Consider the following 25,746-nt stretch of genomic DNA (forward strand, 5'->3'; position numbering starts at 1 on the left):
GTCGAACTTCGTCCCCGTGCGACCTCAGTCGCCGGCGACGGAGCGCCAGCCCACGGCGTGCACCCGGCCGGCCCCAAGCGCCCCGCAGAGCGGCGGACGTGCGAACAATCCCGAGAACGCTTCGTCGCGGATGCTGAGGCCGCCGGCATAGGCGCCGAAGGCCGGCACCACCATACGCGCGCCATCGGTGACGAAGCAGCGCCGTCGCACGCTGCCGCGCGAGGCCACCACCCGCGCGCAGGGGTGGAGGTGGCCGGCGACCTCGCCGTCCTGGCGGCCTGGGGTCGGTTCATGGCGCAGGACCAGGCTCTCGACGCCGATCTCGTCGGCGACCTCGCCGGGCAGATGGCGGGGGCCGTCGGCGTCGTGGTTGCCCACCACCCAGATCATCCGCGTCAAACCGGACAGCGCGCGCAGGCCCTCGGCGTCGTCGCGGGCGAGACGGTCCTCGGAGGCGCGGTCGTGGAAGGTGTCGCCGAGCAGCACGACGGCGTCCGGCTGGGCGGCGACCACCTCGGCCTGCAGCCGGCGCAGGGTGTCGCGGGTGTCGTAGGGCGGCAGCATCTGGCCACGCATGGCGTAGGCCGAGCCCTTTTCCAGGTGCAGGTCGGCGACCACGAGCATCCGCGCGGACTCGATCCACAGCGCGCCGCTGTGCCGCAGGGTGACGGCGGTTCCGTTCAGGCCGGTGCGCAGGCCGCCGCAGGGGCTTGGTGCGAAGGCGTAGGGGGCGGGGGAGGCCAGCGCGCTCACGACATCGCCTCGGCGATCAGGTCGTCCTGGGCTTCGGCCAGGATCATCTCGCCGGCGTCGCCGGGCGACCGCTCCTTGCCGATTTCCAGCAGGATCGGGACCGAGAACGGGGAGAGGTGCGCCAGCGGCGCATGGCGAATGTGGCCCTTGATCCGCGCCAGCATCTGGCCGAGCCGGGCGACGTCGATCATGCCGGTGGCGGCGTCGTCGCGCGCGCAGCGCAGCAGCAGGTGGTCAGGTTGGTGGCGGCGCAGCACGTCGTAGATCAGGTCCGTCGAAAAGGTCACTTGGCGGCCGGTCTTCTCGTGACCGGGGAAGCGTCGCTCGATGAGTCCCGAGATGATCGCACAACCCTTGAAGGCGCGCTTCATCATGAAGCTTTCGGCGAGCCAGGCTTCCAGGTCGTCGCCGAGCATGTCCTCGCCGAACAACTCGTCGAAGTCGAGGCCGTCCATCGGCTTCAGCGCCCAGATCGCCATCGCGTAGTCGTTGCAGACGAAACCGAGGGGGGCCGCGCCCAGCCGTTCCAGCCGGCGGGTCAGGAGCATGGCCAGCGTGGTGTGGGCCAAGCGGCCCTCGAACGGATAGACCACCAGGAAGTGCCGCTTCCCGCGCGGGAAGGTCTCCAGCAGCATCTCGTCAGCCGGCGGGATCAGCGACAGGTCGCGCTGGGCTTCGAGCCATTCGCGCACGTCCGGCGGCAGGACCCGCCAGTGCTCCTGGTCGAACATCAGCTCGCGAACCCGGCCGGCCAGGAAGGTCGAAAGCGCGAACTTCGAGCCGCCCCAGGACGGCATCTTCGGGTCCTTGTTCACGGCGGGGCTGACCAGCACCTCGACGCCGGTGACCGCGACCAGGGCCCAGACCTGGCCGGCGAAGACGAAGGTGTCGCCGGGCTCGAGCATCTCCAGCATGCCCTCCTCGACCTCGCCGATCTTGCGGCCGGCGCGGCCGCGGCCCATCGAAATGCGCACCGCCAGCATGGCCGGAGACACGATGGCGCCGACATTGAGCCGGTGGCGCTGTGCGGTCTCGGCGTTGCGCACAGTCCAACGGCCGTCGAGGGTCTTCACGATCCGGCGGAAGCGGTCATAGGTCTTCAGCGCGTAACCGCCGGTCGAGACGAAGTCGACGACCTGCTCGAAGTCTTCCCAGCTGAGGTCGCGGTAAGGGCCGGCGCTGGTTATCTCGTCGTAGAGCGCCACCAGATCGAAGGCCTCGGAGCAGGCGCAGCCCATGACGTGCTGGGCCAGGACGTCGAGCGCGCCGACACGGCTGGCCTCGCCGTCGAAGCGGTTCTCGGCGATCGCCTCGCGGGCGGCCTGGCACTCGAGCATCTCGAAGCGGTTGGCCGGGACGAACAGGGCGCGCGAGGGCTCGTCCAGCCGGTGGTTGGCGCGGCCGATGCGCTGGACCATGCGGCTGGCGCCCTTGGGGCTGGCCAACTGGATGACCAGGTCGACGTCGCCCCAGTCGATGCCAAGGTCGAGCGTCGAGGTGCAGACCACGGCGCGCAGTTCGCCGCGGGCCATGGCGGCTTCGACCTTGCGGCGCTGCTCGGCGGCCAGGCTGCCGTGGTGCAGGGCGATGGGAAGATTGTCGTCGTTCAGCCGCCAGAGCTCCTGGAACGCGAACTCGGCCTGGAAGCGGGTGTTGACGAAGACCAGGGCGGTGCGGGCCTGCTTGATGGCGTCGTAGACCTCATCCATCGCGTGCTTGGCGGTGTGGCCGGCCCAGGGAACCTTGCCCTCGGACAGCAGCATGTCGACGATCGGCGGCGCGCCGGCGGGGCCGCGGACGAGGGCGACGGCCTCGTGGGTGTCGGCGGCGCGGCCATAGCCCATCCAACGGCGGATCACATCGGGATCGTCGACCGTCGCCGAGAGGCCGACGCGGCGCAGGTTCGGCGCGAACTGCTGCAGCCGCGCCAGGTCCAGCGCCAGCAGGTCGCCGCGCTTGGAGCCGTGCAGGGTGTGGATCTCGTCTAGGATCACGCAGGACAGGCTCTCGAAGTAGAGCCGCGCGCCTTCCCAGGCGCAGAACAGCGCGAGTTGTTCGGGGGTGGTCAGCAGGATGTCCGGCGGCTTCACCCGCTGGCGCTGGCGGCGCGATATGCCGGTGTCGCCGGTGCGGCTCTCGGCGACGATCGGCAGGCCCATCTGGAGGATCGGCGCCATCAGGTTGCGCTCGACGTCGACGGCCAGCGCCTTGAGGGGCGAGATGTAGAGCGTGTGGATGCCGCGCGGGGCGTTGGCCGGCGGGCGTTCGGCGAGTTCGATCAGGCTGGGCAGGAAGCCGGCCAGGGTCTTGCCGCCGCCGGTCGGGGCGATGAGCAGCGCGTCGCGGCCCTGTCGGGCCTGGGCGACCATGTCGAGTTGGTGCGCGCGCGGGCTCCAGCCGCGGTCGGCGAACCAGGCGGCGAACTTATCGGGCAGGAGGTCGGTCGGGAGCGCTGCTGCGTCAGCCATCGCCCCATATGATGTTCGCGTTACGTTTCGCGCAAGCGTCGCTTACCGGGAACGGCCGAAGACCTTGAGCAATCGACCGAGGAAGCCTTCGGAACTCGGTTCGGCGGTTCCGTCAGAGGCCGCGATGAAGAACTGCAAATCCTCGCTGCCTTCGCCTTCCGGAGTCCAGCCTCCGATGGCGGCGACCAAGGCCTCGGGCAGATCGAACAAGTCCTCGTCAGGCTCGTCGCCGTCGTTGGCTTCGGCCCGGCGTTCGGCCAGCAGGCGGTCACGGATCACAGCAAACTCCGGCGGCGGCGCGCCCTCGACCGTCAAGCCGCTGCCTTCCGCGGGGTAGAGGACCGACCAGACGCAGTCTCCGTCGCGGTAGCCCCAGGCGTTGCTGTCGCCGACATGAGTCTCGAACCGTCCGGCCACCAACGAGGTTCCCGCGGAGAGGTCCGCGAGACGCTCTGGCTTGAGCCAGCCGTATCGCGCGATGACGACAACTCGGCCTTTGGAGGTGGTCGCCCACGCCACGTCACGTCCGATGCGGTCGGTCTTCCGGCCGGTGTCGACGTATCCCAGGCGTCTCAGGGCCTCGTCCTTGTCGAGCCCTTCGATCGAAGCCAAGTCGAGCGCGAATCCCATTTGCCCACCCGTCTGAATTGCGCAACCAGTCGTAAGTTCGTGGTTTGTTCGAGTCAAGTTTGAGTTGCGCAGCGGCGTCCCTGAGTCGGTGGTCGCCGCCCGCGGGGGGCGTAGACTTCGCGCCGTCACGCACAAGCTGACAGGAGCCGAGCATGTCTCAGTCATACCCGGGTGAGTGCTTTTGCGGCGCCGTGAAAATCGAGGTCACGGGCCAACCGGCAGCCATGGGCTATTGCCATTGCAGATCCTGCCGATCGTGGTCCGGAGGGCCGGTCAACGCCTTCAGTCTATGGGAGCCGTCGGCCGTAAAGGTCGTATCGGGTGAGGAATACGTGGCGACCTTCGCCAAGACCGAGATGAGCGAACGAAAGTATTGCAGCAAATGCGGCGGCCACCTGATGGCCAATCATCCGCCGCTGAAGCTGGTCGACGTGTTCGCCGCCACGATACCGACCCTCGAATTCGCGCCCGGCGTCCATGTCAATTACGCCGAGACCGTGTTGCGGATGAAGGACGGCTTGCCGAAACTGAAGGACTTTCCGGCCGAGTTCGGCGGCTCCGGCGAGGCCATCGGCGAGTAAATGCGGCCTATCGGCAGGTTTTGAACGTTCCCTTTTAGTTTCCTGCCGAAAGCGGCTAGCAAGGCGGGGTGAACGCCCCGGCACCGAGTCTGGATCTTGCGCCCGCCCTGGTGGTGTTGCCGGGGCCGCGGGGCGGCGTCGCCGACGCGACCGGCGGCCAGGCGATCCGTGCGCCCGACGCCCGCGATTTGCTGCAGCGCGGCCCGGTGCTGGTCGCCCACGCCTCGATGACCGCGCGGCGGCTGGGGCTCAACGCGCCGCCGCGGATGCCCGGCCTGTTCGACGCGCTCGAGCTCTACGCCTTCGCTCGGCCGGCGACCTTCTGCGCGCCGTCGTCGGTGGGTCTGGCCTTGGCGCTCGGCCAATCCGAACCGAAGGGGGCGCAGGCTCAGGCCGAGGCGCTGCGCGCGGCCTGTACGCAATTGCTGAACGAGATCGCCGCCACGCCGCAGCCGAGCCGCGAGGAAGCGCTGGCCTTGGCTGAGACGATGATGCGGGCCGGCTGGGCCTGGGGGCCTTCGGTGGTGGCGGCCTTGCGCTCGGCCCCGGTCGGCAACCAGTTCCGGACCTCGGGCCTCGACGTTTGGACGCGCATCGCCGAGTGGGAAGACCAGGCGCCGCCCGGCGAGGCCAATTCGCGGCCCATCGCTCCGGAGGACGCCGGCAAGCGGCTGGCCGAGCTGCTGCAACGCTCGGGCCTCGACGAGACGCGGCCGGCCCAGGCCGAGTACGCGCAGGAGGCGGCCTTCGCCTTCGCCCCGCGCGAACGCGACGGCGAGCCGCGGATGATGCTGGCCGAGGCGGGCACCGGGGTCGGCAAGACCCTCGGCTACCTGGCGCCGGCCTCGCTGTGGGCCGAGGCCAACGGGCCCTCGGTCTGGGTCTCGACCTACACTCGCGCCCTGCAGCGGCAGATCGAGCGCGAGAGCCATTCGATCTTTCCCGACCCCAAGGTCCGCGCCAAGAAGGCCGTGGTCCGCAAGGGGCGCGAGAACTATCTCTGCCTGCTGAACTTCCAGGACATGGCCAACACCGCCCAGCAGGGCGGGGCCGACCTGATCGGCATGGCGCTGACCGCGCGCTGGGCGCGGGCCACCCGCGACGGCGACATGACCGGCGGCGATTTCCCGGCCTGGCTGCCGACGTTGTTCGCGGTTCCGGCCGCGGGGCAGGCGAGCGCCGCCAACCTGGTCGATCGCCGCGGCGAGTGCGTCCACACCGGTTGTCAGCACTACCGGGCCTGCTTCGTCGAGAAGGCGATCCGCGGTTCGCGCAAGGCCGACCTGGTGATCGCCAACCACGCCCTGGTGCTGACCCAGGCTGCGTTCGACGGGGCCCGGGCGGCGCGCGGCTCGAAGGCCGACGGCGAGACCACCCAGCTCAAGCGCATCGTCTTCGACGAGGGCCACCACCTGTTCGACGCCGCCGACGCCGCCTTCGCCGCGGCGCTGTCGGGGCAGGAGACCGCCGAGCTGCGCCGCTGGATCCGCGGGCCGGAAGGCCGGGGACGTCGCGGGCGCGGGCTGGAAGCGCGGCTGATGGACATGCTGGGCGACCGCGACGACGCCCGCGAGGCGCTGGTCTCGGCCATCCAGGCGGCCTCCGCGCTGCCGGGCGAGGGCTGGTCGGGGCGCATCGCGCCGCCGAACGGCGAGGTCAATCCGATCGGGCCGATCGAGGCCTTCCTGGTGGCGGTGATCGAACAGCTGCGGGCGCGGGCCGCGCCGTCGGACGTGGGCATGGAATGCGCTGCGCGCCCGGCTCTGGACCTGGTCCGCGCCACGGCCCGCGAGGCCGCCGGGGCGCTGGCCAAGATCGAGGCCCCGCTGCTGGCCCTGGCCCGGCACCTGGAGGACCTGCTGGACGAGGAAGCCAGCCAGATCGTCACCAGCGACCGCGGCCGGATCGAAGGCGCGCTGCGGGGCCTCGACCGCCGCTGCCGGATGCTGCTGCCGGCCTGGCGCTCGATGCTTCGGGCCATCGACGAGGACGCCGAGGACGATCCGGACTTCGTCGACTGGTTCGACGCCACCTTCCTCTATGGCCGGGTGGTGGACGCCGCCTGCCGCCGCCACTGGGTCGATCCGACCGAACCGCTGACCAACGCCGTCATCGCCCCGGCGCACGGGGTGCTGGTGACCAGCGCCACCTTGACCGACCCCACACTGGACGACCCGTTCGCCCTGGCCGAGATGCGCACCGGCGCCGCCCGGCTGCCGGATCGGCCCAAGACCCTGAAGCTGACCTCGCCGTTCGACTACGCCGCCAATGCGCGGGCCTATGTGGTCACCGACATCGGCCGCGACGACCCGCGCCAGGTGGCCGCGGCCATGCGCGAGCTGTTCCTGGCGGCCGGGGGCGGGGGGCTGGGCCTCTTCACCGCCATCCGCCGGCTGCGCGCGGTTCATGAGCGGATCGCCGCCCCCCTGGCCGACAAGGGTCTGGCGCTCTACGCCCAGCACGTCGACCCGCTGGAGGTCGGGGCGCTGGTCGACATCTTCCGGGCGGAAGAGGACGCCTGCCTGCTGGGCACCGACGCGGTGCGCGACGGGGTGGACGTGCCGGGCCGCTCGCTGCGGCTGCTGGCCTTCGACCGGGTGCCGTGGCCGCGGCCCGACATCCTGCACAAGGCCCGCCGCACCCGCTTCGGCGGCAAGGTCTATGACGACAACGTCGCCCGCGCCCGCATCAGCCAGGCCTTCGGGCGGCTGATCCGCCGCGCCGACGACAAGGGCGTGTTCGTGATGCTGGACGCCGCGGCCCCGACGCGGCTGTTCTCGGGCCTGCCCGAAGGCGTGCGCGTCGACCGGCTGGGGCTGGTCGAGGTCATCGAGGCGGTGACGGAGTTCCTGGGGCCGGCGGCGGCGGTGGAAGATCCGTCGTGACGCAGGCCGGGCGCACGGTTGGACGTGCTCCGCACGCCTCGTCGTCAGTGAGAGTGGTTTACGCGTTCATCCTCGCGCCGGCGCTTGTTCCGGCCGGGTGGATCATCGCAGCGCTCGTGCTTGGGAGCCAAGGTTGGGTGAGCATTGGCCTTCTAACCTTGGTCTTCTTTGCGTACCTGCCGGCGTTGGTCCTGGGCGTGCCGACGTATCTCATCGCGCGACGGCGAGGCGTTCGGCTGACGTCGCTGCGCGCGACGATCACCGGCGCACTGGTCGCCTCCGCGCCATGGTTGGTGGTTGCTGTCGGGCTAGGGCCTAGATCCGCCGCGCTCTGGCTAGTCGCGATCGCGGCGGCGGCGGGTTCGGTGAGCGGGCTCGCCTTTTGGGTGGTCGCGGCGTGGGGCTCACGCCGACAGGTTTGACCTCAGAGTGTCATCCCGGAAGGCGCGTCAGCGCTTGTCCGGGACCCTTTCGCGCTGGAGCGGGAGAATGGCGCGCGGCCGAGCCGTGTCCCGACTCATCCGGTGTTCATGGGTCCCGGTCTTCGGCTGCCGAAACCGGGATGACAGCGGGTGGATGTGTATTCCTCCCCTGCGAAGCGGGGAGGAAACACTTAGCCGCGCAGGAAAGTTTTGCTTGCCAGGTTCGCTGCCAGATAGTTAGCTCGTGCGGAAACTAATTGGAGCCGAGCCGATGAGCCTGGTGCTGCACTTCCATCCGTTGTCGTCCTACTGCCACAAGGTGCTGATCGGGCTCTATGAGCGCGGGACGCCGTTCGAGGCGCGGGTGCTCGATCTCTCGCAGACGGCGGAGGAGTTCGCGGCGTTGTGGCCGACCGCGAAGATCCCGCTGCTGGTCGACGGGAAGCGGGTGGTGCCGGAGACCAGCATCCAGCTCGAGTATCTGGATGCGCACTATCCCGGTCCGCCGATGCTGCCGACGGACGCCGAGGCGCGGCTGGAGGCGCGGCTGTGGGATCGCCTCCTCGACCAGTACGTGATGACGCCGATGCAGAAGATCGTCGCCGACCGGATGCGGGCGGGGGACGAGAAGGACCCGCGCGGGGTCGAGAACGCCCGCGACATGCTGCAGATGGCCTATGGTCTGATCGAGGGGCATATGGCGGGCCGCAGCTGGGCGGCGGGCGCAGACTTCAGCCTGGCCGACTGCGCGGCCGCGCCCGCGCTGTTCTACGCTGGCATCGTCGAGCCTTGGGGCGAGGAGCGGCGTGAACTGGCCGCCTATTTCGAGCGGCTGGTCGCGCGGCCGTCGGTGGCGCGGACGCTTAGCGAGGCGCGGCCGTTCTTCGAATATTTCCCCTATCGCGAGCTGATGCCTGCGCGCTTCCTGGAGGAGGCGTGACCGGCGTCGAGGCGCTGGACCGGGTGTTCACGGCCCTGGCCGATCCGGGCCGGCGCGCGATGATCGACCGGCTGGCGAGCGGCCCGGCCTCGGCCAGCGAACTGGCGGCGCCGACGACGCTGGCGCTGCCGTCGGTGATGAAGCACCTGGCGGTGCTGGAGGCCAGCGGCATGGTCTCCTCGCAGAAGGCCGGGCGGGTGCGGACCTATCGTCTGGCACCTGACGCCTTCGCCGGGCTGGAGGCCTGGGTGGCGCAGCGCAAGCGGGCCTGGAACGCGCAGTTCGACCGGCTGGACGCCTATCTGGCGCAGACCAAGAGCGGAGACGAGCGATGACCTCTGCGAGCCACACCAGCTTCGTGATCGAGCGCCGGTTCGCCGCGTCGCCAGCTGCGGTGTTCGGCGCCTGGGCCGACCTGGAGGCCAAGAAGCGCTGGTCCGACTGTCACGCCGAGGAAGGCGAGACGGAGCTGACCATGGATTTCCGGCCCGGCGGGCGGGAGAGCTATCGCGCGCAGCTGCCCGACGGGGTGAGCCAGCGGGTCGAGAAGGTGTTCTTCGACATCGTCCAGGATGCGCGGATCGTCTTCGCCTATGACATCGAGATCGGCGGCAAGCGGCTGTCGGCCTCGTTGGTGACGGTCGAGTTCAGCGCCGAGCGCGAAGCGACCTTCATGCGGATGACCGAGCAGCTGGCCTATTTCGACGGCCACGACGACCTGGAGGATCGCATCCACGGCACCCGCGAGGGGATCGAGCGGCTGGCGCTGGAGGTCGAGGCGGCCGGCGCCCACTGAGCGCTCTCCTGAGCGGAGGTCAGTGGGCCGAGCTCTTGGAGAAGACGTTGATCACCAACACGCCGGCGACGATCAGGCCCATGCCGACCATGGCCGGCGGATCGAGCCGCTGCTTGAACAACACCCAGGCGATGATGGTGATCAGCACGATGCCGACGCCCGACCAGATCGCGTAGCCGACCCCGACCGGGACCGTCTTCATCGAGTGCGACAGGCAGTAGAAGGCGACGCCGTAGCCGACCGCCGTGAGCAGGGACGGGCCCAGCTTCGAGAAGCTGTCGGAGGCCTTGAGGGCGGTGGTGGCGATCACCTCCGCGACGATGGCCAGACCCAGCCAAGCGTAACCGTTCATCCCTGCTCCTTCGTCGAACTACCCGCTTGTGCAGATGGCCAAGCGGGTGGAAGCATATAGGCGGTCGGGGTCACAAGCGCCCGCTCCCAAGAGGCGGGCGCCTCCAGTTGGGAGGGCCCATAGGATGGGCAGACCAGGTTCCGGCGCCGCACGCGCCATCGCCCTCGTCGGCGCGGCGGGAGCCGGTAAGACAACCCTTATGGAAGCCATGCTGTTCGCGGCCGGTGCGATCCCGCGCCAGGGCGAGGTCGGCTCGGCCAGCGTCGGGGACGCCAGTCCCGAGGCGCGGGCCCGCGGGCAGTCGATCGAGTTCAACGTCGCGGGCTTCGAGTTCATGGGCGACCGCTATGCGGTGATCGACTGTCCCGGATCGCCGGAGTTCGCCGGGACGGAGGACTATGTGCTGCCGGCGGTGGATCTGGCGATCATCGTCGCCGATCCGAACCCGATGCGGGCGCATCTGCTGCAGCCGATCTTCAAGGAACTGGAGGCGCGGCGCACGCCGCACGCGGTGTTCGTCAACAAGATCGACCAGGCGCGCGGCGGGCTGGACGAGCTGATGGCGGCGATGGCCCCGGCGTCCGGAAACCGGCTGGTCGCCCGGCAGATCCCGATGGTCGAGAAAGAGCACGTGACCGGGTTCGTCGACCTGGCGCTGGAGCGGGCCTTCATCTACCGGCCGGGTCAGCCGAGCCAGCAGGTCGATCTCGCCGGCGACATGGCGGCGTTGGAGGCCGATGCGCGGTTCCGCATGCTCGAGCAGCTGGCCGATTTCGACGACACGCTGATGGAGCAGTTGCTGTCGGATCTCAGTCCGGAGCGGGACGCGGTGTTCGCCGACCTGGTGGCGGATCTGGCGCAGGGGTTGATCACCCCGGTGTTCTTTGGTTCGGCGCTGAACGGGTTCGGGGTGCGGCGGCTGTTGAAGGCGCTGCGGCACGAGACCCCGGACGTCGTCGCGGCCGCCGCCCGCATGGGACTGGACGGGCCCTGCACCTACATCTTCAAGACCTCGTACGCCGGCCAGGCGGGCAAGATCGCCTATGGTCGGGTGATGCAGGGCGAACTGGCCGACGGCCAGGAGCTGACCCTGGGCGGCGGCGACAAGGCGCGGGCCAGCGGCCTGACCACGTTCTCCTCGCCCAGCGGTAAGAAGACCGACAAGGCGCTGGAAGGCGAGGTGGTGGCGATCGGCAAGCTGGAGGCGGCGAGCCCCGGCATGGTGGTTTCGATGGACGGGAAGGCGCGCACCCTGGCGCAGCCGGCGTTCCCGCCGGCGACGCTCTTCTCGATGTCGATCTCGGCCAAGGACCGCAAGGACGACGTGCGGCTGTCGGCGGCGCTGAACAAGCTGGCGGAAGAGGACCCGGCGATCGTCATCGCCCAGGATCCGGCCACCCAGGAGACTATCGTCTCCGGCCGCGGCGAGGCGCACCTGCAGGTGCTGCTGGAGCGGCTGAAGCGGCGGTTCGGCGTGGAGGCGGCGACCGGCCGGCCGAAGGTCTCCTACCAGGAGAGCTTGCGCAAACCGGTGACACAGCGCGGGCGGCACAAGAAGCAGACCGGCGGCCACGGTCAGTTCGGCGACGTGGTGCTGGAAATCCGGCCGCGGGCGCGCGGCGAGGGCTTTTCGTTCTCGCAGAAGATCACCGGCGGGGTGGTGCCCAAGCAGTGGATCCCCTCGGTCGAGCAGGGCGTGCGCGACGCCATGGAGCGCGGGGCGTTCGGGTTCCCGGTGACCGACGTCGAGGTGGTGCTGGTCGACGGCTCCTACCACAGCGTCGACTCCTCGGAGATGAGCTTCCGGGCGGCGGGGCGGCTGGCGATGAGCGAGGGCCTGCGGGCCGCCGCGCCCTATCTGCTGGAGCCGGTCGAGAAGCTGGTCATCCACGCGCCGCAGGCCTCGACCTCGAAGATCACCCAGGCGGTGACCGCGCGGCGCGGCCAGATCCTCGGCTTTTCCCCGCGTGAAGGCTGGAGCGGCTGGGACGAGATCGAGGTCTGCCTGCCGCGGGCCGAGCGCCAGGACCTGATCCAGGAGCTGCGCGGACTGACCCAGGGGCTGGGCGAGTTTACGGCGGAGTTCGACCACATGGCCGAGCTGCCCGGCAAGCTGGCCGAGCAGGTGACCAAGGGCGGCGAGCAGCACGTGGCCTAGTGCTTGCCGCGGTCGCGTCCGAAGTTGGGTTCGGCGCTTTCCTGACCGGCGGCGATGATGCCGCGGCGGATTTCGCGGGTGCGGCTGAAGAGGTCGTAGAGCTTGTCGGCCTCGCCCCAGCGGATGGCGCGCGACAGCGCCTGGAGGTCCTCGGTGAAGCGGCCGAGGATTTCCAGGACCGCGTCCTTGTTGGCCACGAAGACGTCGCGCCACATGGTCGGGTCGGAGGCGGCGATGCGGGTGAAGTCGCGGAAGCCGCCGGCCGAGTACTTCATCACCTCGGCCTGGGTGACCTCCTCCATGTCGGCGGCGGTGCCGACGATGTTGTAGGCGATCAGGTGGGGCAGGTGGCTGGTCACGGCCAGGACCAGGTCGTGGTGGCCGGCGTCCATCTGTTCGACATTGGCGCCGAGCGCGCGCCAGAACTCGGCCAGGCGGCCGGTCGCCTCGACATAGGCTTCGTCGTCGCGCGGCTGGGGCGTCAGGATCACCCAGCGGTTCTGGAACAGTTCGGCGAGGCCGGCGTCAGGGCCGGAGTGCTCAGTGCCGGCGATCGGGTGGCCGGGAATGACGAAGACGTCTTCGGGCAGAGCCTTGGCCATCGCCTCGGCGACGCTGCCCTTGACCGAGCCGACGTCGGTGACCGTGGCGCCCGGCTTCAGCGCGGACGCGGCGGCGGCGGCGGCCTGGCCCATCGCCAGCACGGGAACGGCCAGGACCACGAGGTCGGCGTCCTTGACCGCCTCGGCGATGTCGCCGGTGACCTCGTCGGCGTAGCCGAGCTCGAGGATGCGCGCGCGGTGCGCCTCGCTGGCGTCGGCGACGAAGACGTGGCCGACGGCGCCGGCCTCGCGGGCGGCGCGGATCACCGACGAGCCGATCAGGCCGCAGCCGATCACCGCCATGCGCGGATAGATCACGCTCACTGCGCGGCTCCCTTCATGAATTCGGCCAGGGCCTCGACGACGGCGCGGTTGTGCACTTCCAGGCCGATGGTGATGCGCAGGTGGTTGGGCAGGCCGTAGCCGGCCACGTAGCGGGTGATCAGGCCGCGGGCGCTGAGGAAGGCGTCGGCCTCCTTGGCGGTCTTGCCCGGGGTGGCCGGGAAGCCGACCAGCACGAAGTTGGCGGCCGAGGGCAGCGGCTCGAGGCCGAGGCCGCCGAGCTGCTGGGCCAGCCACGGGCGCCACTGATTCACGAGGGCCAGCGAGCGGCGCTGGAAGTCCGCATCGCCGAGCGCGGCGACGGCGGCGAGCTGGGCCGGGATGTTGACGTTGAACGGCAGGCGGATGCGGTCGACGGCGGCCGCCATCTCCCGCGGCATGTAGGCCCAGCCGACCCGCAGCGCGGCCAGGCCGTGCAGCTTGGAGAAGGTGCGGGTGACGACGACGTTCTCGAACTCGCGGACCATCGACATGCCGTCCTCGTAGGCCGGGTCGTCGCAGAACTCGGCATAGGCGCCGTCGAGGCAGAGCACGACGCTGGGCGGCAGGCCCGCGTGCAGGCGGCGGATCTCTTCGCCGGAGTTCCAGGTGCCGGTCGGGTTGGCCGGGTTGGCGACGAAGACGATGCGGGTGCGCTCGTCGACCAGCTTCAGGAGCTCGTCGACGTCGATGCGGTAGCCGGGCTCGGGCGCCATGCGCACCTCCGCCTGGCAGGCGCGCGCGCCGATGGCGTAGGCGCCGAAGCCGAACTCGCCCTGGACGATGTTGTCGCCCGGTTCGAGGAAGGTCTGGTTCAGCATCTGGAAGATCTCGTCCGAGCCGCAGCCGAACAGCAGGCGATCAGGCTCCAGGCCGTAGGTCGCCGCCAGCGCCTCGCGCAGGATGGTCGAGCGCCCGTCCGGGTACATCTGCAGTTGGTCGAAAGCGGTCGAGAACGCCTCGCGCGCGGCCGGGCTGGAGCCGAGAATGTTCTCGTTCGCCGACAGCTTCAGCGGATGCTCGACCCCTTCGACCTTCGACTTGCCCGGTACGTAGGGGGCGATGTCGAGGATGCCCGGCTTGGGCGTCGGGCGCGGGGCGGAGGCGCGGTCGAGAACGGTGTCGGACATGGGTTTTGCGGCGATGGGAGGGAGCGCCGTCTTACACGTCGATCGGCGCCGGCGCAGCCCCGATGACTCCGGTCAGCCGGCCAGGCGCGCGGGCCAGGCGCTCGTCGCCGGGCTGGTAGAAGCCCATCAGCGCGAACAGCTTGAGACCGCCGGCTTCGGCGATCAGATCGCCGGCGACGCCATCGCGGCCGAGCGCGTTCTCGATAGCCTGGGCCGTGCCGCCGGCGTCGGTGACCCAGTAGGTCAGGTCCGCGCCGGTGGGTTCGACCTCGACCTCGGCGACGGCCAGGGCGACGTTTGGGCCCCAGGCCGCCAGGCACGGCAGGGCCGCAAAGACCTTGAGCCGCGGCTCGGCCAGCAGACGGCCCCACCAGGGGGTGTCGGACGAGAGGGCGAGCACGGCGACGCCGCCGAGAGTCTTGGCGCCGGCGATGGCGTCTTCGGGGCGGGCGACCTGGCGCAGCGAGGGCGCCGCGCCGAAACGCAGGCGCGCGCCTTCGACCGCGCGGCCGGGATCGCGACCGCCGAAGACGGAGATGTGGAACGGGCCCTGACGCGACAGGCTGTCGCCGATCAGTTCGCGCCAGATGCGGACGACCAGGCTGGGACGGGCGGCGTTGCGCGGCTTGTCGAGCAGGGCGCGCAGGAGCTGGGCCTCACGCCCGGGGCGGAGGGCGAACTTGTCGGCGTCGCCGGCGGCGGCTTTGGCGGCGGCGACCTGGACGGCAAGGCCCGCGCGCTCGTCCACCAGCGCCAGCAGCTGGGCGTCGATCGCGTCGATACGCGCGCGCACGGCCTCGAGGGTGGGCGGAGCGGACTTGGGATCGGCCTTGGCCATACTTTCCCCCGAAAACGAAGTTTCGGCGCATAGGTCATCGCAGACGATGGCGCAATAGGCCCCTTCGCCGCAAAAAAGTTGCACGGGAAACCTGTTGCCGTGTGGGGCGGCGCGGCGCCCTAGCGCGGTTTGCGGAACACCAGGGTGAACTGGTCGGTCTTGCCGCGGATGGACGGGTCGAAGACGTTGGTGGTGTGCGGATCGGCGGCTTCGTGGAACAGCGGGCTTTCGCTCTCCAGCACGAAGCCGGCGGCCTTGAGGTCGCTCTTCACCGCCGCGGGATCGATGCGATGCAGGCTGTCGGCGGCGCTTATGCCGGAGCCGGGCAGGGCGGCGTGGTCGACCACCAGCAGCACGCCGCCGGGCTTCAGCGACTTGAAGAGCTCGGCGTCGACCTTGGCGGCGGTCCCGGAAGGGAAGGGCTTCAGATAGAGGTCGTGGTAGTTCTGGACGGTGACGATGGCGTCGAGGCCGTCGGGCAGGTCGAGCTGCTGGAAGCTGGCGTCGAGCGGGGTGACGTTCTTGTAGGCGTCGGCGACCTTCTTGAGGTTCTCGCCATATGAAGCCTGGAACTTGATGAACTCCGCCGGCTGGTAGGCGTACACGTGGCCGGTCGGGCCGACGGCGGCCGACAGGATGCGGGTGACGTAGCCGCCGCCGATCACGAAGTCGGCCACCTTGTCGCCGGTCTTGATGTCGGCCAGGGCCAGCAGCTCGGCGGGCTTACGGGCGGCGTCGCGGGCCACGTCGGCGGCGGGGCGGGCCGGATCGGCCAGGGCCGCGGCGATGTTGGTTGGCGGCGCGGCGAGCGCGGGGACCGCCAGGCCGGCGGCGAGCATGAGGGCGAGGATGCTGGTGCGGGTGGTCATGGGGACGCCTCTGCTTTTGCCGTCAAGCTAGCCGCGCGCGGACGCTTCGGGAATATCGTTGTTATCGGTTGGAGCGAGTCAGCGGCTCGGCTCACATAGCTGCGTGACGAGGGGGATGCGCCATGGTTCTGGATCGACGGAATTTCCTGACCGGCGCGGCCGGCGCCGGACTGGTGCTGAGCCTTGGAGGCGCGGCGGCCGCGCAGGTCGAGGGCCTGAGCAAGATCACCGGCGGGGCGGTTCCGATCTCGCCGCAGGAGCGGGCGGCGCGGATGGCCAAGATCCAGCGGCTGATGAAGGCGTCGGGACTTTCGGCGCTGGTGGTCGAGGCCGGCGCGTCGCTGACCTACTTCACTGGAGTGCGCTGGTGGCGCAGCGAGCGGGTGACAGCGGCGATCATCCCGGTCGAGGGCGAGACCCTGATCGTCACCCCGCACTTCGAGGAGCCGTCGGTGCGCGAGACCCTGGCGGTCCCCGCGCAGGTGCGGGTCTGGCAGGAGGACGAGGACCCGGCCCTGGTCGTCGCCGACTGGCTGAAGGCGCGCAAGCTCGCCGCGGGCAAGATCGGGGTCGAGGAGACGGTCCGCTTCTTCGTCCATGACGGCCTGGCGCGGCGGATGCCCGACGTGCGGTTCGTGTCCGGCGCCGACGTCGTGCGCGGTTGCCGAATGATCAAGTCGCCGGCCGAACTGGCGCTGATGCAGCTGGCCGCCGACGTGACGATGGCCGCCTATCGCTACACTCACGGCAAGGTCGAGCGCGGCATGAGCCACGCCGACGTCGGGGCGATCATGCACAAGGCGACCCGCGCCCTGGGCGGCTCGCCCGAATTCGAGATGGTGCTGGTCGGCCCGGACGCAGCCCTGCCGCACGGTTCGGAGAAGCCGCAGGTCGTGCGCGAGGGCGAGATCGTGCTGATGGACTGCGGCTGCACCGTCGAAGGCTACCAGTCCGACATCTCGCGAACCTTCGTGTTCGGCGAGCCGACGGCCGCCCAGCGCAAGGTCTGGAACGAGGTGGCGCGCGGCCAGCAGATCGCCTTCGAGACCGCCCAGGTCGGGGTCGCCGCCGGCGCCGTCGACGACGCCGTGCGCCGCTACTACGAGAGCCTGGGCTATGGGCCGGACTACGGCCTGCCGGGCTTGTCGCACCGGACCGGGCACGGCATCGGCATGGAGGGCCACGAGCCAATCAACTTCGTGCGCGGCGAGGCGACGAAGCTGGCGCCGGGCATGTGCCTGTCCAACGAGCCGGGGCTCTATCTGCCCGGCCGATTCGGGGTGCGGCTGGAGGACTGCCTCTATATGACCGAGCAGGGGCCGCGCTGGTTCTCCACGCCGCCGACCTCGATCGACCGGCCGATGGGCTGACATCCTGCTGACAGGTTCTGGCGCCGGGGGCGGCGATGATGCGTTTCGTCATCGCGCGTCTGGAGCATCGCCATGGGCAAGCACATCGCCTTCATCGTCATCGACAACTTCGCCGATTGGGAGCACGCGCAGCTGAGCGCCGCGGCACGGACCTATTTCGACGGGGCGACCTCGTTCCACACGCCGGGCGGGCGGCCGGTCACCTCGATGGGCGGCATGACCATCGACCCCGGATCGGCCATCGAGGACCTGACGCCGGACGCGTACGACGCGCTGGTGGTGATCGGGTCGGACGGCTGGACCGGCGACGACGCGCCCGACATCGCCCCGGTGCTGCGGGCCGCGGACGAGGCCGGCAAAGTGGTCGGAGCGATCTGCGCCGGGACGGTGGCGGCGGCGCGCGCCGGTCTGTTGGACAGCCGGCGCCACACCTCCAACGCGCTCGACTTCATGCGCTGCTATACGCCCGGCTACCGGGCCTGGGACCTCTATGTCGACACCCCGGCGGCGGTGCGCGACGGCACCCTGGTGACGGCGGCCGGCTCGGCGCCGGTCACCTTCACGATCGAGGTGCTGGGCGCGCTGCATCCCGAGCGGGCCGACAGCCTGGCGCAGTTCCGGGCGATGTGCGCGGCGGAGCTGGCGGGGTGATCTACGAGCCTAGTTCAAGATGTCGTCCCGGAAAGCCCGCAGGGCTTGTCGGGGACGCATTCGCGCGGGAAGGGGCGACGGCCCGGGGCCGAGCCGAGTTCTAATTCATCTGATGTCATCCCGGTCTTGCTGCGCAGACCGGGATGACACGCGATGGGGCGACCGCGGTGAGGCGTCAGTACACCTTCGGGGCCGGGCCGATGGCGACCGGGCCGAGGGTGGTCTGGCCGGCCTGGAATGTGACGTTGGCGCGGGCGAGGTCGTCATTGCCCTGGCGGGCGGCGGCGACCGCCGAGGCGGCCATGGCGGCTTCCGGACGGATGACGCCGGTCTCGGCCATGGCGCCGAGCGCCTTGGGCGCTTCGCGCAGGGTGACGTCGAGCGAGCCGTTCAGGCGGCCGTCATAGCCGACGCTGAGCACGCCGGACTGAGCGCCGAGCACCGCTTCTCCGGCGGTGATCCCGGCTTGGCGCACGGTCATGCGACCGCCCGCGGTGGTCCAGGCGCGGACCGCCTCGGGCCAGTTGGCGCCCTGGAAGGCGCTGATCTTCGAGAGCAGCGAATCCCACGAGATCGAGATCGGCTTGTCGCCGGCGACGCGGGCGAACAGTCCGGAGAGCCGGGCTTTGCCGGCGTCGACCTTGAAGAACACCGCGGCCTGATCGTCGGGGCCGGGCCGGAAGTGGAACTCAACCTTGTCGGCGGCCGACAGCGCGAATGGCTGGGCCCCCGGCGTCGGCGAGAAGGTCAACTTGGTCCCCTCGAACGAGAAGCGCGGCAGCGGCTGGTCGAGACCGGCGAGGCTGGCGTGGATCACCTCGCCCTTCACGTCGACCGGACCGCCGATCGGGCGGGTGAAGGTCAGGCCGCCCGGCGTGGCCACCACCCAGGTGGACAGGCCATGCATGTACGCCTGGGCTTCGAGCTTCGGGGCGGCCAGCGCCCAGCCGGACGGCTCGCGGATCTTGGCGTCGTCGAGCTGGATGTTGAGCCGGAACGGGTAGCCGTAGATCCGCTTGCTGCTCCAGGCGACGTCGTAGCCGGCTTTGCGCAGCTGTTCGGCGCCGGCCTCGAGCCGCTTGTCCGCCTCGCCGCGGGCATAGAGCCACAGGCCGCTCCAGCCGATGGCGGCGACACCGGCGATGATGAACGGGATGTAGAGCGCTGCGCGTCGGGGTTTGCGGCGGTGCGCCGGATCGGGCACAGGGGAGGAAGACGGAGCGGGATTATCGCGGCGGGCCATGTCGGTTGAGCGTTGGGTCTTCGGTTACGGGTCGCTGATGTGGCGTCCGGGGTTCGAGTTCGTCGAGCGCCAGAGCGCCACCCTACACGGGCGGCGGCGCGCCTTCTGCATCTATTCGGTGCACCATCGCGGCACCTACGAGCGGCCGGGCCTGGTGCTGGGCCTGGCGCCGGGCGGCGCGGTGCGCGGCGCGGCCTATCGGGTCGCGGAGGAACACTGGCCGGCGACCTACGAGTACCTGCGCGAACGTGAGCAGCCGACCGAGACCTATGTCGAGGCCAAGGCCAACATCCGGCTGGCGAACGGCCATCGGGTCGAGACGCTGGTGTTCTTGTCCGACGTGCATCACCCGCAATGGGCGGGGGCGCTGTCGCTCGAGCGGCAGGCCGAGCTGATCGCCGGGGCCCACGGCCTGTCGGGCCGCAATGTCGACTATCTGCGCGACCTGGTCGCCCACCTCTGCGAGATGGGGATGCACGATCAGGCGATGGAGAAGCTGCTCGGCATGGTCGAGGCGCGCGAGCTGGCGGCGCGGTAAGGAATTCTCCCTCCCCAGGTGAGAGGGGAGATTCACGTCACAGGGTCAGCAGCGCGTTCGAGGCGGTTTCGGTGCGCTCCTGCAGGGTGCGCATGAATTCGGCGCGCTTTAGGCCCGGCTGGATCGGCTCGAGGTACTCAAAGACGATGATCCCCGGCTTGCGGGTGAAGCCGTGCTTGGGCCAGTGGACGCCGGCGTTGGTGGCGATCGGGTGCACCGGCACGTCGATCTCGCGGTAGAGGGCGGCTATGCCGGGCTTATAGTCGGGGGCCGCCCCCGGCGCGGTGCGCGTGCCCTCAGGGGCGATGATCACCTGCCGGTGTTCGGCGAAGCGTTCCTGGGCGTCCTTGACCAGCTTGCGCAGGGCGGCCGAGTGGCCCTCGCGATCGACGACGATCATCTTGGCCTTCAGTGCGTACCAGCTGAAGAACGGGATCCACATCAGCTCCTTCTTCATGACGAAGCAGGCGTCGGGCATGAAAGCGAACTGGGCGAATACGTCGAACATGCACTGGTGCTTGGGGGCCAGCAGGGCCGCGCCGGTCGGCATGTGCTCGCGGCCGCGGACCTCGACCTTGATGTCGCAGACCACGCGCAGCAGGAAGATGATGCCCTTTGCCCAGCCGCGCATCATCTCCGTGCACCAGCTGCGCGGAGCCGGCAGGACGACGATCGCACAGCCGACAGCGACGAGGACCGACCACAGATAGAACAGGAAGGCGAACGCCAGGGAGCGCAGGGTGGTCAAACAGGTCAGCCTTTCTTCGGCGCGTCGTTGCGGGGGCCAAGGCCCAATACGGCCTCGCGGCCCAGGATCGCCAGATACTTGCAGTACTCGGTCACCATCAACCGCGCAGCTCCGCTGGTACGCCACCAGCGGCCTGCGTTCATCACCGAGGTGGCGACCGGATAGGGGGTAAGTCGCTTGTCGGGCATGGCGCCGCGCAGTTCCAGCATGGCGCGCGGCATGTGGTAGTCGGCGGTGACCACGATCAGGCTGTCGAAGCGCATGGCCCGCGCCCACTCCTGGGTCTCGCGGGCGTTGCCAAGGGTGTTGGCGGCGTCGAAGCCGAGATCGACGCAGCAGTCGTAGAGCCGGCGCACGGCGCGGCTGACCACGCGAATGTCCTCACGCGAGGCCTCGCGGCTGACGCCGGAGACCAGCATGCGGCGGGCCTTGCCGTCGGCCAGCAGCTCCATGGCTGCGCCGATGCGTTCGTTGGAGCCGGCCCCGGTCAGGGCGACGACGCCGTCGGCGCGCGGCGGCTGCGGCGCCGGGGTCGAGCGCTCGACCCGCTCGGCGAAGGCGAGCAGTCCGGCCGCCCAGATAACGGCCGCGACGAGGAGGGCGCTCAGGCCTTTCACGCCAGCTCCCGGACCATGGCCTGGGCGGTGAAGCGGGCGGCCAAGGCGGCGACGCCGCCGGCCACCAGCGGCGCGGGCAGGACGGACAGGAGATCGATCCAGGCGATCGGCAGCACCGGCGTCAAACCTTGGCCTCCACCCGCCAAACGCAACAGAGCCCCCATGATCGCCGCCCCGCCGGCTCCGAACAAGCCCGCCAACGCCGCCATGCGCGCGAAGCGGACCTGAAACAGGCGGGCGATGAAGCTGTCCTCGGCGCCGGAAAGGTGCAGCACCTCGACCACCTCGCGGCGGGCGGCGAGGCCGGCGCGGGTCGCGAAGGCGACGACGGCGGCGGCGGCCACGGCGATCAGGCCGAACACGGCCAGCCCGACCCAGCGGGCGGTGCGGGCCGAGCGCTGAATATCGGCCATCCAGACCGAATGATCGTCGACGACGGCGTCGAGTCCCTGCGCCTTCAGCGCCTGATCCAGGGTCGCGGCGCTCGCCGGTCGCTCGCGGGTCAGCTGCACGGCGACCAGCCTCGGCACCGGCAGATCTGAGAGGTCGGCGTCGCCGAGCCAGGGAGCGATCAGCGCCTCGGCCTTCTCGCGCTCGATGGCGCGGGCCTCGGCGACCCCGTCGACCCCGGCCAGGGTTTCTGCGGCGCGGGCGGCCGCGCCGTCGGGCGTCTCGTTGGCCTTGGGCCGCACGATGATCGTCGCCTGACCTTCGAGCTGGTCGGTCCAGTCGCGGGCGGCGCGGTCGGCGGCGAGCACCGCCAGCAGGGTCAGGCATGCGAGAAAGCAGAGCACCGCGACGACGAAGGTCAGCGAAGCGTCGCGGGCGTCGGACTCGGGCAGGAACGGGGCGGGCCGCCAGCGGGCGACGTCGAATTCGCTCATCGGCGCGTCCCCTGTGCGACCAGCCGGCCGCGTTCCAGATGCAGGACCGGCATACCCGAGCGGGCGACGAGGTCCTGGTCGTGGGTGGCGAACAGCACGGTGGCGCCCAGGCGGTTCAACTCGACGAACAGCTTGAGGATTCGCAGCGCCATCTCGGGGTCGACGTTGCCGGTCGGCTCATCGGCCAGCAGAATCTCTGGGCGGTTGACGACGGCGCGGGCGATGGCCAGGCGTTGGCGCTCGCCGCCGGCCAGGGTGGCGGGCATGGCGTGCATGCGGTCCTTGAGACCGACCCAGGCCAGCAGCTCGGCGACGTCGTCGCGGTAGGTGTCGGGCTTGCGGCCCTCGATGCGCAGCGGCAGGGCGGTGTTGTCGAACACTGACAGGTGATCGAGCAGCTTGAACTCCTGGTACACCACCCCGATGCGGCGGCGCAGGAACGGCTGGGCCTCGCGCGCGATTGTGGAGACGTCCTGGCCGAACAGGTGCATGAGTCCCTTGGACGGCTTGGCCGCCAGGAACAGAAGCTTCAACAGCGAGGTCTTGCCCGCTCCCGAAGCGCCGGTGACGAAGTGGAACGACCCCGGCTGCAGGGAGAAGGTCAGGTCCTTCAAGGTCTCGGGGGCGCGGCCATAGCGCATCGACACATCATCGAAGCGGACAACGGCGTGATCGGCGTCGATGGCGCCTGTGGCGTTCGGGTTTCTGGACATGGGGGCCGAAATCGGCGACCTCGGTGGAGGTTGCTGGAGCGTCCGATTCGGCTGTCATGATACTGACCTGTCCAGACTGCGCCACCAGCTATTTCGTGGACGATTCCAAGATCCCCGCGGATGGCCGGTTGGTGAAGTGCGCCAGTTGTGGCGCGCGCTGGACTGCGACCCCTGCGTCCCCCGAAGACTCGCTGGAACTGGAGACCTCCGAAGAGGAGGGGGCGGTCGCGCGCGAACCGGCGCCCGAGCCTGTCGAGGAAAGGCCGGTCCGTGAGCTGAGCGGCGACGAGCTGCCGCGCGCGTTCCGCGCCAAGGCCGATACCGACCGGCGGGTGCGCGAGGCGGCGGCCACCGGGGTGATCTGGGCCGGCATGGCCGCAGCGCTGGTGCTGATGATCGCGCTGGGGATCATCTTCCGCGTCGACGTCGTGCGGCTGTGGCCGCGCACGGCCAGCGCCTATGCCGGCGTCGGCCTGCCGGTGAACAGCCTGGGCCTGGTCATCGAGGGCGTGCGCTTCGAGCCGTCGCTGCAGGACGGGCATGCGGCGCTGTCGGTCTCGGGCATGATCCGCAACATCGAGAACGAGCCGGTGGTGACCCCGCCGCTGCGCATCAGCCTGCTGGACGCCGAGGGCAAGGCGGTGGCGACCAAGATCGCTCGCCCGGCCGATGCGCGCATACCGCCGGGCGAGACCCGTCATTTCGCAATTGCGCTGCTCGACCCGCCGGCGAGCGCCAAGGAGCTCGAGGTGGCGTTTGCGCCGCGCGAGCCGGTGAGCCTGAATGTCAAGCAGGGCGACCCGGCCCCCGCCGTCGCCAAGCCGGCTGGCCCGACCCTGCGTCCCGCCGCCGAGCCGCCGGCCCTGGCCCCGGTCGAAGCCCGACCGCTGCCGCCGGGCAGCCCCGACGCGTTGCCGACCCATGACTGACGCTCCAATCGTCCTGCTGACCGAACAGGAGGTGGCCGGGCGCGTCGAGGCGCTGGCCCGGCAGATCGCGCCGGTGATCGACGACGAGACGGTGGCGGTCTGCCTGCTGACGGGCGGGCTGTGGTTCGCCTCGGACCTGACGCGGGCGCTGGCCCGAGCCGGGCGCCATGTGCGTTTCGATGCCCTGTGGCTGGCCTCCTACGGTGACGAACGCGCCAGCCTGGGGCGCTGCGAGGTGCGGGCCGACCTGCAGCGGCCGCTGGCTGGCCGCACGGCGCTGGTCATCGACGACGTCATCGACACCGGCCTGTCGCTGTCGGAAGCGCACCGGCTGGTGCGCGACGCCGGCGCCAGCCGGGTGCTGACCGCGGTGTTCGCCAGCAAGCCCTGGCCGACGCCGCGGGCGATCGTCCCGGACTTCGTGGCCTGGGAGGCGCCGGCCCGGTTCCTGGTCGGCTACGGCATGGACGCGGCGGGCGCGCTGCGCGGCCTGCCGTACATCGGCGCGATGGACTAGGCGGCGGTCGCGGCCAGCACGGCCGCCTGATCGGCGCGCGCGCACCAGGCCGCTACGGTGAACATCAGTTCGGCCGGCTGGATCGGCTTGGGATGGACGTCGTCGAACCCTTGGGCGATCAGCCGTTCGCACTCGTCGGACATGGCGTCGGCGGTCAGGGCCAGGACCGGGATGCTGCGTATCCCGGCCTCTCCGGCGCGGATGCGGCGCAGGGCCTCGACGCCGTCCATGCGCGGCATGTGGACGTCCATCAGTACGACGTCGAAGTGGGCCGCGCGCAACAGGTCGAGGCCGTCGGCCCCGTCGTCGGCGAGGCTGACCACCGCGCCGGCCGCCTCGAGGATGGCGCGGGCGACGGCCTGATTGACCTTGTTGTCGTCGACGACCAGCACCTGGCGGCCTTCGAGACTGACGGTGTCGAGCGCGGCCTGGGCCGGGGCCGGCGGCGCGCAGGCCGGCAGCGGCAGCGCGACCCGGAAGGTCGAGCCTGAGCCGGGTTCGCTTTCGACCGAAATCGAACCGCCCATCATCTCGGCCAACTGCCGGCAGATGGAGAGGCCAAGCCCGGTGCCGCCGTACCGGCGGGTGGTCGAGATCTCGGCCTGCGAGAAGGCCTGGAACAACTTTTCCTGCTGATCGCGGCGCATGCCGACGCCGGTGTCAGTGACGATGATCTCGATCCCCTGCGGGACGAGGCCGACGATGCGGACGGCGACCGAGCCCTGCTCGGTGAACTTCAGGGCGTTGGAGATGAGGTTGAGCAGGATCTGGCGCACGCGCACCGGATCGCCGACCAGCCAGGTCGGCGCGTCGGCGTCGATGTCGAGCGACAGTTCCAGCCCCTTCTGGCGGGCGGTCTCGCTCCAAAGCAGGAAGGTCTGTCGGCCCATCTTCTCGAGGTCGAAGCCGACGCTTTCGAGGTTCAGCTTTCCAGCCTCGATCTTCGACAGGTCGAGGATGTCGTTGAGGATCGCCATCAGGCCGTCTCCCGACTGGACGATCATGTCGAGATAGTCGGCCTGCTGGCGGTTGAGCTTGGTGGCGGCTAGGGCGTGGGCCATGCCGAGCACGCCGTTCATCGGGGTGCGCAGTTCGTGGCTCATCATCGCCAGGAAGGCCGACTTGGCGCGGCTGGCCTCCTGGGCCTCGGCCTGAGCCTTTTCAAGCGCCAGGGCGTTGGCGCGCAGGGCGCGCGAAACGTGGATCACGCAGATCGCGAGGGCGACCAGCGCGCCGGCGGCGAAGACGCCGCCGCGGCCGCTGAAGTCCCCCGAGGTGAGGGGGGCGATCGCCAGGGCGGCGGCCGGAAACGGGATGATGGCGAGAAACGCCGCGCGGCTGAGGGCGGCGTACTTCAGCCCTTCGAGCAGGATGCCGAACATCACCAGCAGGGCGCCGAAGCGCGCGGCCTCCGAGCCGTAGATCCAGCAGCCGACGGCCATGCCGGTCCAGATAACGCTGAAGGCGACCGCAGGGGCCAGCCGTTCCCAGCGTGTCTTGCTGCGATCCTTACGGATGTTGCGGGTGAAGCTGAGATGGCTCGCCAGGAGGACCACTTCGAGCACGGCGCTGACGGCGATCCAGGCGCCGACGGCCTTCCAGCCGAACTGGTGGCCGAGCAGCGCCCCCACCAGGGTGGCGAGGACCAGACGGTTGAGACGGCTGCGCTTGCTCTGGGCGAGCGTCGCGCCGTCCTTGCCATCGTCCAGCATCTCGTTCAACGCCACGTTCCGACCCGCACCCGCCCCAAGTCCCGCGACAATTTGCAGCACGGAGTTTCAAGATAGGGTT

The 25,746-nt window shown here is 70.2% G+C and carries 25 protein-coding genes; 11 read left to right on the top strand and 14 right to left on the bottom strand.

From position 1 onward, the window contains the following. Window positions 1-24: 24 nt before the first annotated feature. Genes pdeM through GGQ61_RS11660 form a run of 3 tightly spaced genes read right to left on the bottom strand, consistent with a single transcriptional unit; the run spans window position 25 to window position 3,851 of the window. Entirely contained in the window at window positions 25-753 is a 729-nt protein-coding gene (pdeM, locus tag GGQ61_RS11650) for a ligase-associated DNA damage response endonuclease PdeM (RefSeq protein ID WP_343056126.1), read from the bottom strand. Next, window positions 750-3,221, bottom strand: coding sequence for a ligase-associated DNA damage response DEXH box helicase (locus GGQ61_RS11655; RefSeq protein WP_183772809.1), 2,472 nt, complete (start codon window positions 3,219-3,221; stop codon window positions 750-752). Before GGQ61_RS11655 ends, pdeM begins: the two co-directional genes overlap by 4 nt. Before the next feature lie 42 nt (window positions 3,222-3,263). Continuing rightward, window positions 3,264-3,851, bottom strand: a complete 588-nt coding sequence (locus tag GGQ61_RS11660; protein WP_183772810.1) for a hypothetical protein — start codon at window positions 3,849-3,851, stop codon at window positions 3,264-3,266. 152 nt (window positions 3,852-4,003) lie between these two features. Between GGQ61_RS11660 and GGQ61_RS11665 the strand changes: the two genes are divergently transcribed. From GGQ61_RS11665 to GGQ61_RS11685, 5 genes are all read left to right on the top strand, one after another. Further along, window positions 4,004-4,432 carry a GFA family protein gene (locus tag GGQ61_RS11665; RefSeq protein WP_183772812.1) on the top strand — a complete coding sequence of 143 codons (429 nt, stop codon included), beginning with the start codon at window positions 4,004-4,006 and terminating at the stop codon, window positions 4,430-4,432. 68 nt (window positions 4,433-4,500) lie between these two features. Next, window positions 4,501-7,317 carry a helicase C-terminal domain-containing protein gene (locus GGQ61_RS11670; protein WP_183772814.1) on the top strand — a complete coding sequence of 939 codons (2,817 nt, stop codon included), beginning with the start codon at window positions 4,501-4,503 and terminating at the stop codon, window positions 7,315-7,317. 693 nt (window positions 7,318-8,010) lie between these two features. Next, window positions 8,011-8,679 (top strand): glutathione S-transferase family protein, encoded by a 669-nt coding sequence (locus tag GGQ61_RS11675; RefSeq protein ID WP_183772815.1) that lies wholly within the window; start codon window positions 8,011-8,013, stop codon window positions 8,677-8,679. Continuing rightward, on the top strand, window positions 8,676-9,014 hold the full coding sequence (locus tag GGQ61_RS11680) for an ArsR/SmtB family transcription factor (protein ID WP_343056127.1): 339 nt from the start codon (window positions 8,676-8,678) through the stop codon (window positions 9,012-9,014). Before GGQ61_RS11675 ends, GGQ61_RS11680 begins: the two co-directional genes overlap by 4 nt. Further along, window positions 9,011-9,475, top strand: a complete 465-nt coding sequence (locus GGQ61_RS11685; RefSeq protein ID WP_183772817.1) for an SRPBCC family protein — start codon at window positions 9,011-9,013, stop codon at window positions 9,473-9,475. The genes GGQ61_RS11680 and GGQ61_RS11685 overlap by 4 nt, the downstream gene beginning before the upstream one ends. A gap of 19 nt (window positions 9,476-9,494) precedes the next feature. On the opposite strand, the gene GGQ61_RS11690 is transcribed toward GGQ61_RS11685, so the two are convergent. Next, window positions 9,495-9,827: a DMT family transporter gene (locus GGQ61_RS11690; RefSeq protein WP_183772819.1), complete on the bottom strand. Its 333-nt coding sequence runs from the start codon at window positions 9,825-9,827 to the stop codon at window positions 9,495-9,497. A gap of 124 nt (window positions 9,828-9,951) precedes the next feature. Between GGQ61_RS11690 and GGQ61_RS11695 the strand changes: the two genes are divergently transcribed. After that, window positions 9,952-11,985 carry an elongation factor G gene (locus GGQ61_RS11695; RefSeq protein WP_183772821.1) on the top strand — a complete coding sequence of 678 codons (2,034 nt, stop codon included), beginning with the start codon at window positions 9,952-9,954 and terminating at the stop codon, window positions 11,983-11,985. Here GGQ61_RS11695 and GGQ61_RS11700 read toward each other — a convergent pair. The 4 genes from GGQ61_RS11700 to GGQ61_RS11715 all read right to left on the bottom strand — a co-directional run bounded on the left by GGQ61_RS11700 (window position 11,982) and on the right by GGQ61_RS11715 (window position 15,745). Further along, on the bottom strand, window positions 11,982-12,911 hold the full coding sequence (locus GGQ61_RS11700; protein WP_343056128.1) for a prephenate/arogenate dehydrogenase family protein: 930 nt from the start codon (window positions 12,909-12,911) through the stop codon (window positions 11,982-11,984). The genes GGQ61_RS11695 and GGQ61_RS11700 overlap by 4 nt on opposite strands. Beyond that, window positions 12,908-14,038: a histidinol-phosphate transaminase gene (gene hisC / locus GGQ61_RS11705; RefSeq protein WP_183772823.1), complete on the bottom strand. Its 1,131-nt coding sequence runs from the start codon at window positions 14,036-14,038 to the stop codon at window positions 12,908-12,910. Before hisC ends, GGQ61_RS11700 begins: the two co-directional genes overlap by 4 nt. Before the next feature lie 31 nt (window positions 14,039-14,069). Continuing rightward, the gene (locus GGQ61_RS11710; protein ID WP_183772826.1) at window positions 14,070-14,876 is read right to left on the bottom strand and encodes a chorismate mutase; all 807 of its coding nucleotides are present in this window, start codon (window positions 14,874-14,876) and stop codon (window positions 14,070-14,072) included. A 119-nt stretch (window positions 14,877-14,995) separates the two neighbouring features. Beyond that, the gene (locus tag GGQ61_RS11715; RefSeq protein WP_183772828.1) at window positions 14,996-15,745 is read right to left on the bottom strand and encodes a class I SAM-dependent methyltransferase; all 750 of its coding nucleotides are present in this window, start codon (window positions 15,743-15,745) and stop codon (window positions 14,996-14,998) included. A 122-nt stretch (window positions 15,746-15,867) separates the two neighbouring features. Between GGQ61_RS11715 and GGQ61_RS11720 the strand changes: the two genes are divergently transcribed. Continuing rightward, window positions 15,868-17,115: a M24 family metallopeptidase gene (locus tag GGQ61_RS11720; RefSeq protein WP_183772833.1), complete on the top strand. Its 1,248-nt coding sequence runs from the start codon at window positions 15,868-15,870 to the stop codon at window positions 17,113-17,115. 72 nt (window positions 17,116-17,187) lie between these two features. Next, complete coding sequence (locus GGQ61_RS11725; protein ID WP_183772838.1) at window positions 17,188-17,766, top strand: DJ-1/PfpI family protein; 579 nt, start codon at window positions 17,188-17,190, stop codon at window positions 17,764-17,766. Between the two features lie 175 nt (window positions 17,767-17,941). Here the strand turns inward: GGQ61_RS11725 and GGQ61_RS11730 are convergent, their stop codons facing one another. Further along, on the bottom strand, window positions 17,942-19,009 hold the full coding sequence (locus GGQ61_RS11730; RefSeq protein WP_183772841.1) for a DUF2125 domain-containing protein: 1,068 nt from the start codon (window positions 19,007-19,009) through the stop codon (window positions 17,942-17,944). On the opposite strand from GGQ61_RS11730, the gene GGQ61_RS11735 reads away from it, so the two are divergent. Next, the gene (locus tag GGQ61_RS11735; RefSeq protein ID WP_183772846.1) at window positions 19,008-19,547 is read left to right on the top strand and encodes a gamma-glutamylcyclotransferase; all 540 of its coding nucleotides are present in this window, start codon (window positions 19,008-19,010) and stop codon (window positions 19,545-19,547) included. The two genes, GGQ61_RS11730 and GGQ61_RS11735, sit on opposite strands and share 2 nt — an antisense overlap. Before the next feature lie 37 nt (window positions 19,548-19,584). On the opposite strand, the gene GGQ61_RS11740 is transcribed toward GGQ61_RS11735, so the two are convergent. The 4 genes from GGQ61_RS11740 to ftsE are packed head-to-tail and all read right to left on the bottom strand — an operon-like array spanning window position 19,585 to window position 22,509. After that, window positions 19,585-20,295 (bottom strand): lysophospholipid acyltransferase family protein, encoded by a 711-nt coding sequence (locus GGQ61_RS11740; protein ID WP_183772851.1) that lies wholly within the window; start codon window positions 20,293-20,295, stop codon window positions 19,585-19,587. 5 nt (window positions 20,296-20,300) lie between these two features. Beyond that, a complete protein-coding gene (locus GGQ61_RS11745; protein WP_183772858.1) occupies window positions 20,301-20,912 on the bottom strand; it encodes an ElyC/SanA/YdcF family protein in 612 nt (203 codons plus the stop codon). After that, window positions 20,909-21,796 (bottom strand): cell division protein FtsX, encoded by an 888-nt coding sequence (locus GGQ61_RS11750; RefSeq protein WP_183772864.1) that lies wholly within the window; start codon window positions 21,794-21,796, stop codon window positions 20,909-20,911. Before GGQ61_RS11750 ends, GGQ61_RS11745 begins: the two co-directional genes overlap by 4 nt. Next, window positions 21,793-22,509, bottom strand: a complete 717-nt coding sequence (ftsE, locus tag GGQ61_RS11755) for a cell division ATP-binding protein FtsE (RefSeq protein WP_183772870.1) — start codon at window positions 22,507-22,509, stop codon at window positions 21,793-21,795. Before ftsE ends, GGQ61_RS11750 begins: the two co-directional genes overlap by 4 nt. A 56-nt stretch (window positions 22,510-22,565) precedes the next feature. Here ftsE and GGQ61_RS11760 point away from each other — a divergent pair, with 56 nt between their 5' ends. Together GGQ61_RS11760 and GGQ61_RS11765 are read left to right on the top strand one after the other, a co-directional pair. After that, window positions 22,566-23,438, top strand: a complete 873-nt coding sequence (locus GGQ61_RS11760; RefSeq protein ID WP_183772875.1) for a DUF3426 domain-containing protein — start codon at window positions 22,566-22,568, stop codon at window positions 23,436-23,438. Then, window positions 23,431-23,955 (top strand): phosphoribosyltransferase, encoded by a 525-nt coding sequence (locus tag GGQ61_RS11765; protein WP_183772880.1) that lies wholly within the window; start codon window positions 23,431-23,433, stop codon window positions 23,953-23,955. Before GGQ61_RS11760 ends, GGQ61_RS11765 begins: the two co-directional genes overlap by 8 nt. On the opposite strand, the gene GGQ61_RS11770 is transcribed toward GGQ61_RS11765, so the two are convergent. Beyond that, on the bottom strand, window positions 23,952-25,667 hold the full coding sequence (locus tag GGQ61_RS11770; RefSeq protein WP_221221031.1) for an ATP-binding protein: 1,716 nt from the start codon (window positions 25,665-25,667) through the stop codon (window positions 23,952-23,954). The two genes, GGQ61_RS11765 and GGQ61_RS11770, sit on opposite strands and share 4 nt — an antisense overlap. Between the last annotated feature and the right edge of the window lie 79 nt (window positions 25,668-25,746).

This window comes from Phenylobacterium haematophilum, from assembly GCF_014196295.1.
In the GTDB taxonomy this organism is placed as follows: Bacteria; Pseudomonadota; Alphaproteobacteria; order Caulobacterales; family Caulobacteraceae; genus Phenylobacterium; species Phenylobacterium haematophilum.

What these genes read in the sequence shown, in the direction of transcription:
- GGQ61_RS11655 (WP_183772809.1), bottom strand. Translation starts at nt 3,221, where the DNA reads ATGGCTGACGCAGCAGCGCTCCCGACCGACCTCCTGCCCGATAAGTTC.
- GGQ61_RS11660 (WP_183772810.1), bottom strand. Translation starts at nt 3,851, where the DNA reads ATGGGATTCGCGCTCGACTTGGCTTCGATCGAAGGGCTCGACAAGGAC.
- GGQ61_RS11665 (WP_183772812.1), top strand. Translation starts at nt 4,004, where the DNA reads ATGTCTCAGTCATACCCGGGTGAGTGCTTTTGCGGCGCCGTGAAAATC.
- GGQ61_RS11675 (WP_183772815.1), top strand. Translation starts at nt 8,011, where the DNA reads ATGAGCCTGGTGCTGCACTTCCATCCGTTGTCGTCCTACTGCCACAAG.
- GGQ61_RS11685 (WP_183772817.1), top strand. Translation starts at nt 9,011, where the DNA reads ATGACCTCTGCGAGCCACACCAGCTTCGTGATCGAGCGCCGGTTCGCC.
- GGQ61_RS11690 (WP_183772819.1), bottom strand. Translation starts at nt 9,827, where the DNA reads ATGAACGGTTACGCTTGGCTGGGTCTGGCCATCGTCGCGGAGGTGATC.
- GGQ61_RS11695 (WP_183772821.1), top strand. Translation starts at nt 9,952, where the DNA reads ATGGGCAGACCAGGTTCCGGCGCCGCACGCGCCATCGCCCTCGTCGGC.
- hisC (WP_183772823.1), bottom strand. Translation starts at nt 14,038, where the DNA reads ATGTCCGACACCGTTCTCGACCGCGCCTCCGCCCCGCGCCCGACGCCC.
- GGQ61_RS11710 (WP_183772826.1), bottom strand. Translation starts at nt 14,876, where the DNA reads ATGGCCAAGGCCGATCCCAAGTCCGCTCCGCCCACCCTCGAGGCCGTG.
- GGQ61_RS11715 (WP_183772828.1), bottom strand. Translation starts at nt 15,745, where the DNA reads ATGACCACCCGCACCAGCATCCTCGCCCTCATGCTCGCCGCCGGCCTG.
- GGQ61_RS11720 (WP_183772833.1), top strand. Translation starts at nt 15,868, where the DNA reads ATGGTTCTGGATCGACGGAATTTCCTGACCGGCGCGGCCGGCGCCGGA.
- GGQ61_RS11725 (WP_183772838.1), top strand. Translation starts at nt 17,188, where the DNA reads ATGGGCAAGCACATCGCCTTCATCGTCATCGACAACTTCGCCGATTGG.
- GGQ61_RS11735 (WP_183772846.1), top strand. Translation starts at nt 19,008, where the DNA reads ATGTCGGTTGAGCGTTGGGTCTTCGGTTACGGGTCGCTGATGTGGCGT.
- GGQ61_RS11730 (WP_183772841.1), bottom strand. Translation starts at nt 19,009, where the DNA reads ATGGCCCGCCGCGATAATCCCGCTCCGTCTTCCTCCCCTGTGCCCGAT.
- GGQ61_RS11750 (WP_183772864.1), bottom strand. Translation starts at nt 21,796, where the DNA reads ATGAGCGAATTCGACGTCGCCCGCTGGCGGCCCGCCCCGTTCCTGCCC.
- ftsE (WP_183772870.1), bottom strand. Translation starts at nt 22,509, where the DNA reads ATGTCCAGAAACCCGAACGCCACAGGCGCCATCGACGCCGATCACGCC.
- GGQ61_RS11760 (WP_183772875.1), top strand. Translation starts at nt 22,566, where the DNA reads ATGATACTGACCTGTCCAGACTGCGCCACCAGCTATTTCGTGGACGAT.
- GGQ61_RS11765 (WP_183772880.1), top strand. Translation starts at nt 23,431, where the DNA reads ATGACTGACGCTCCAATCGTCCTGCTGACCGAACAGGAGGTGGCCGGG.
- GGQ61_RS11770 (WP_221221031.1), bottom strand. Translation starts at nt 25,667, where the DNA reads ATGCTGGACGATGGCAAGGACGGCGCGACGCTCGCCCAGAGCAAGCGC.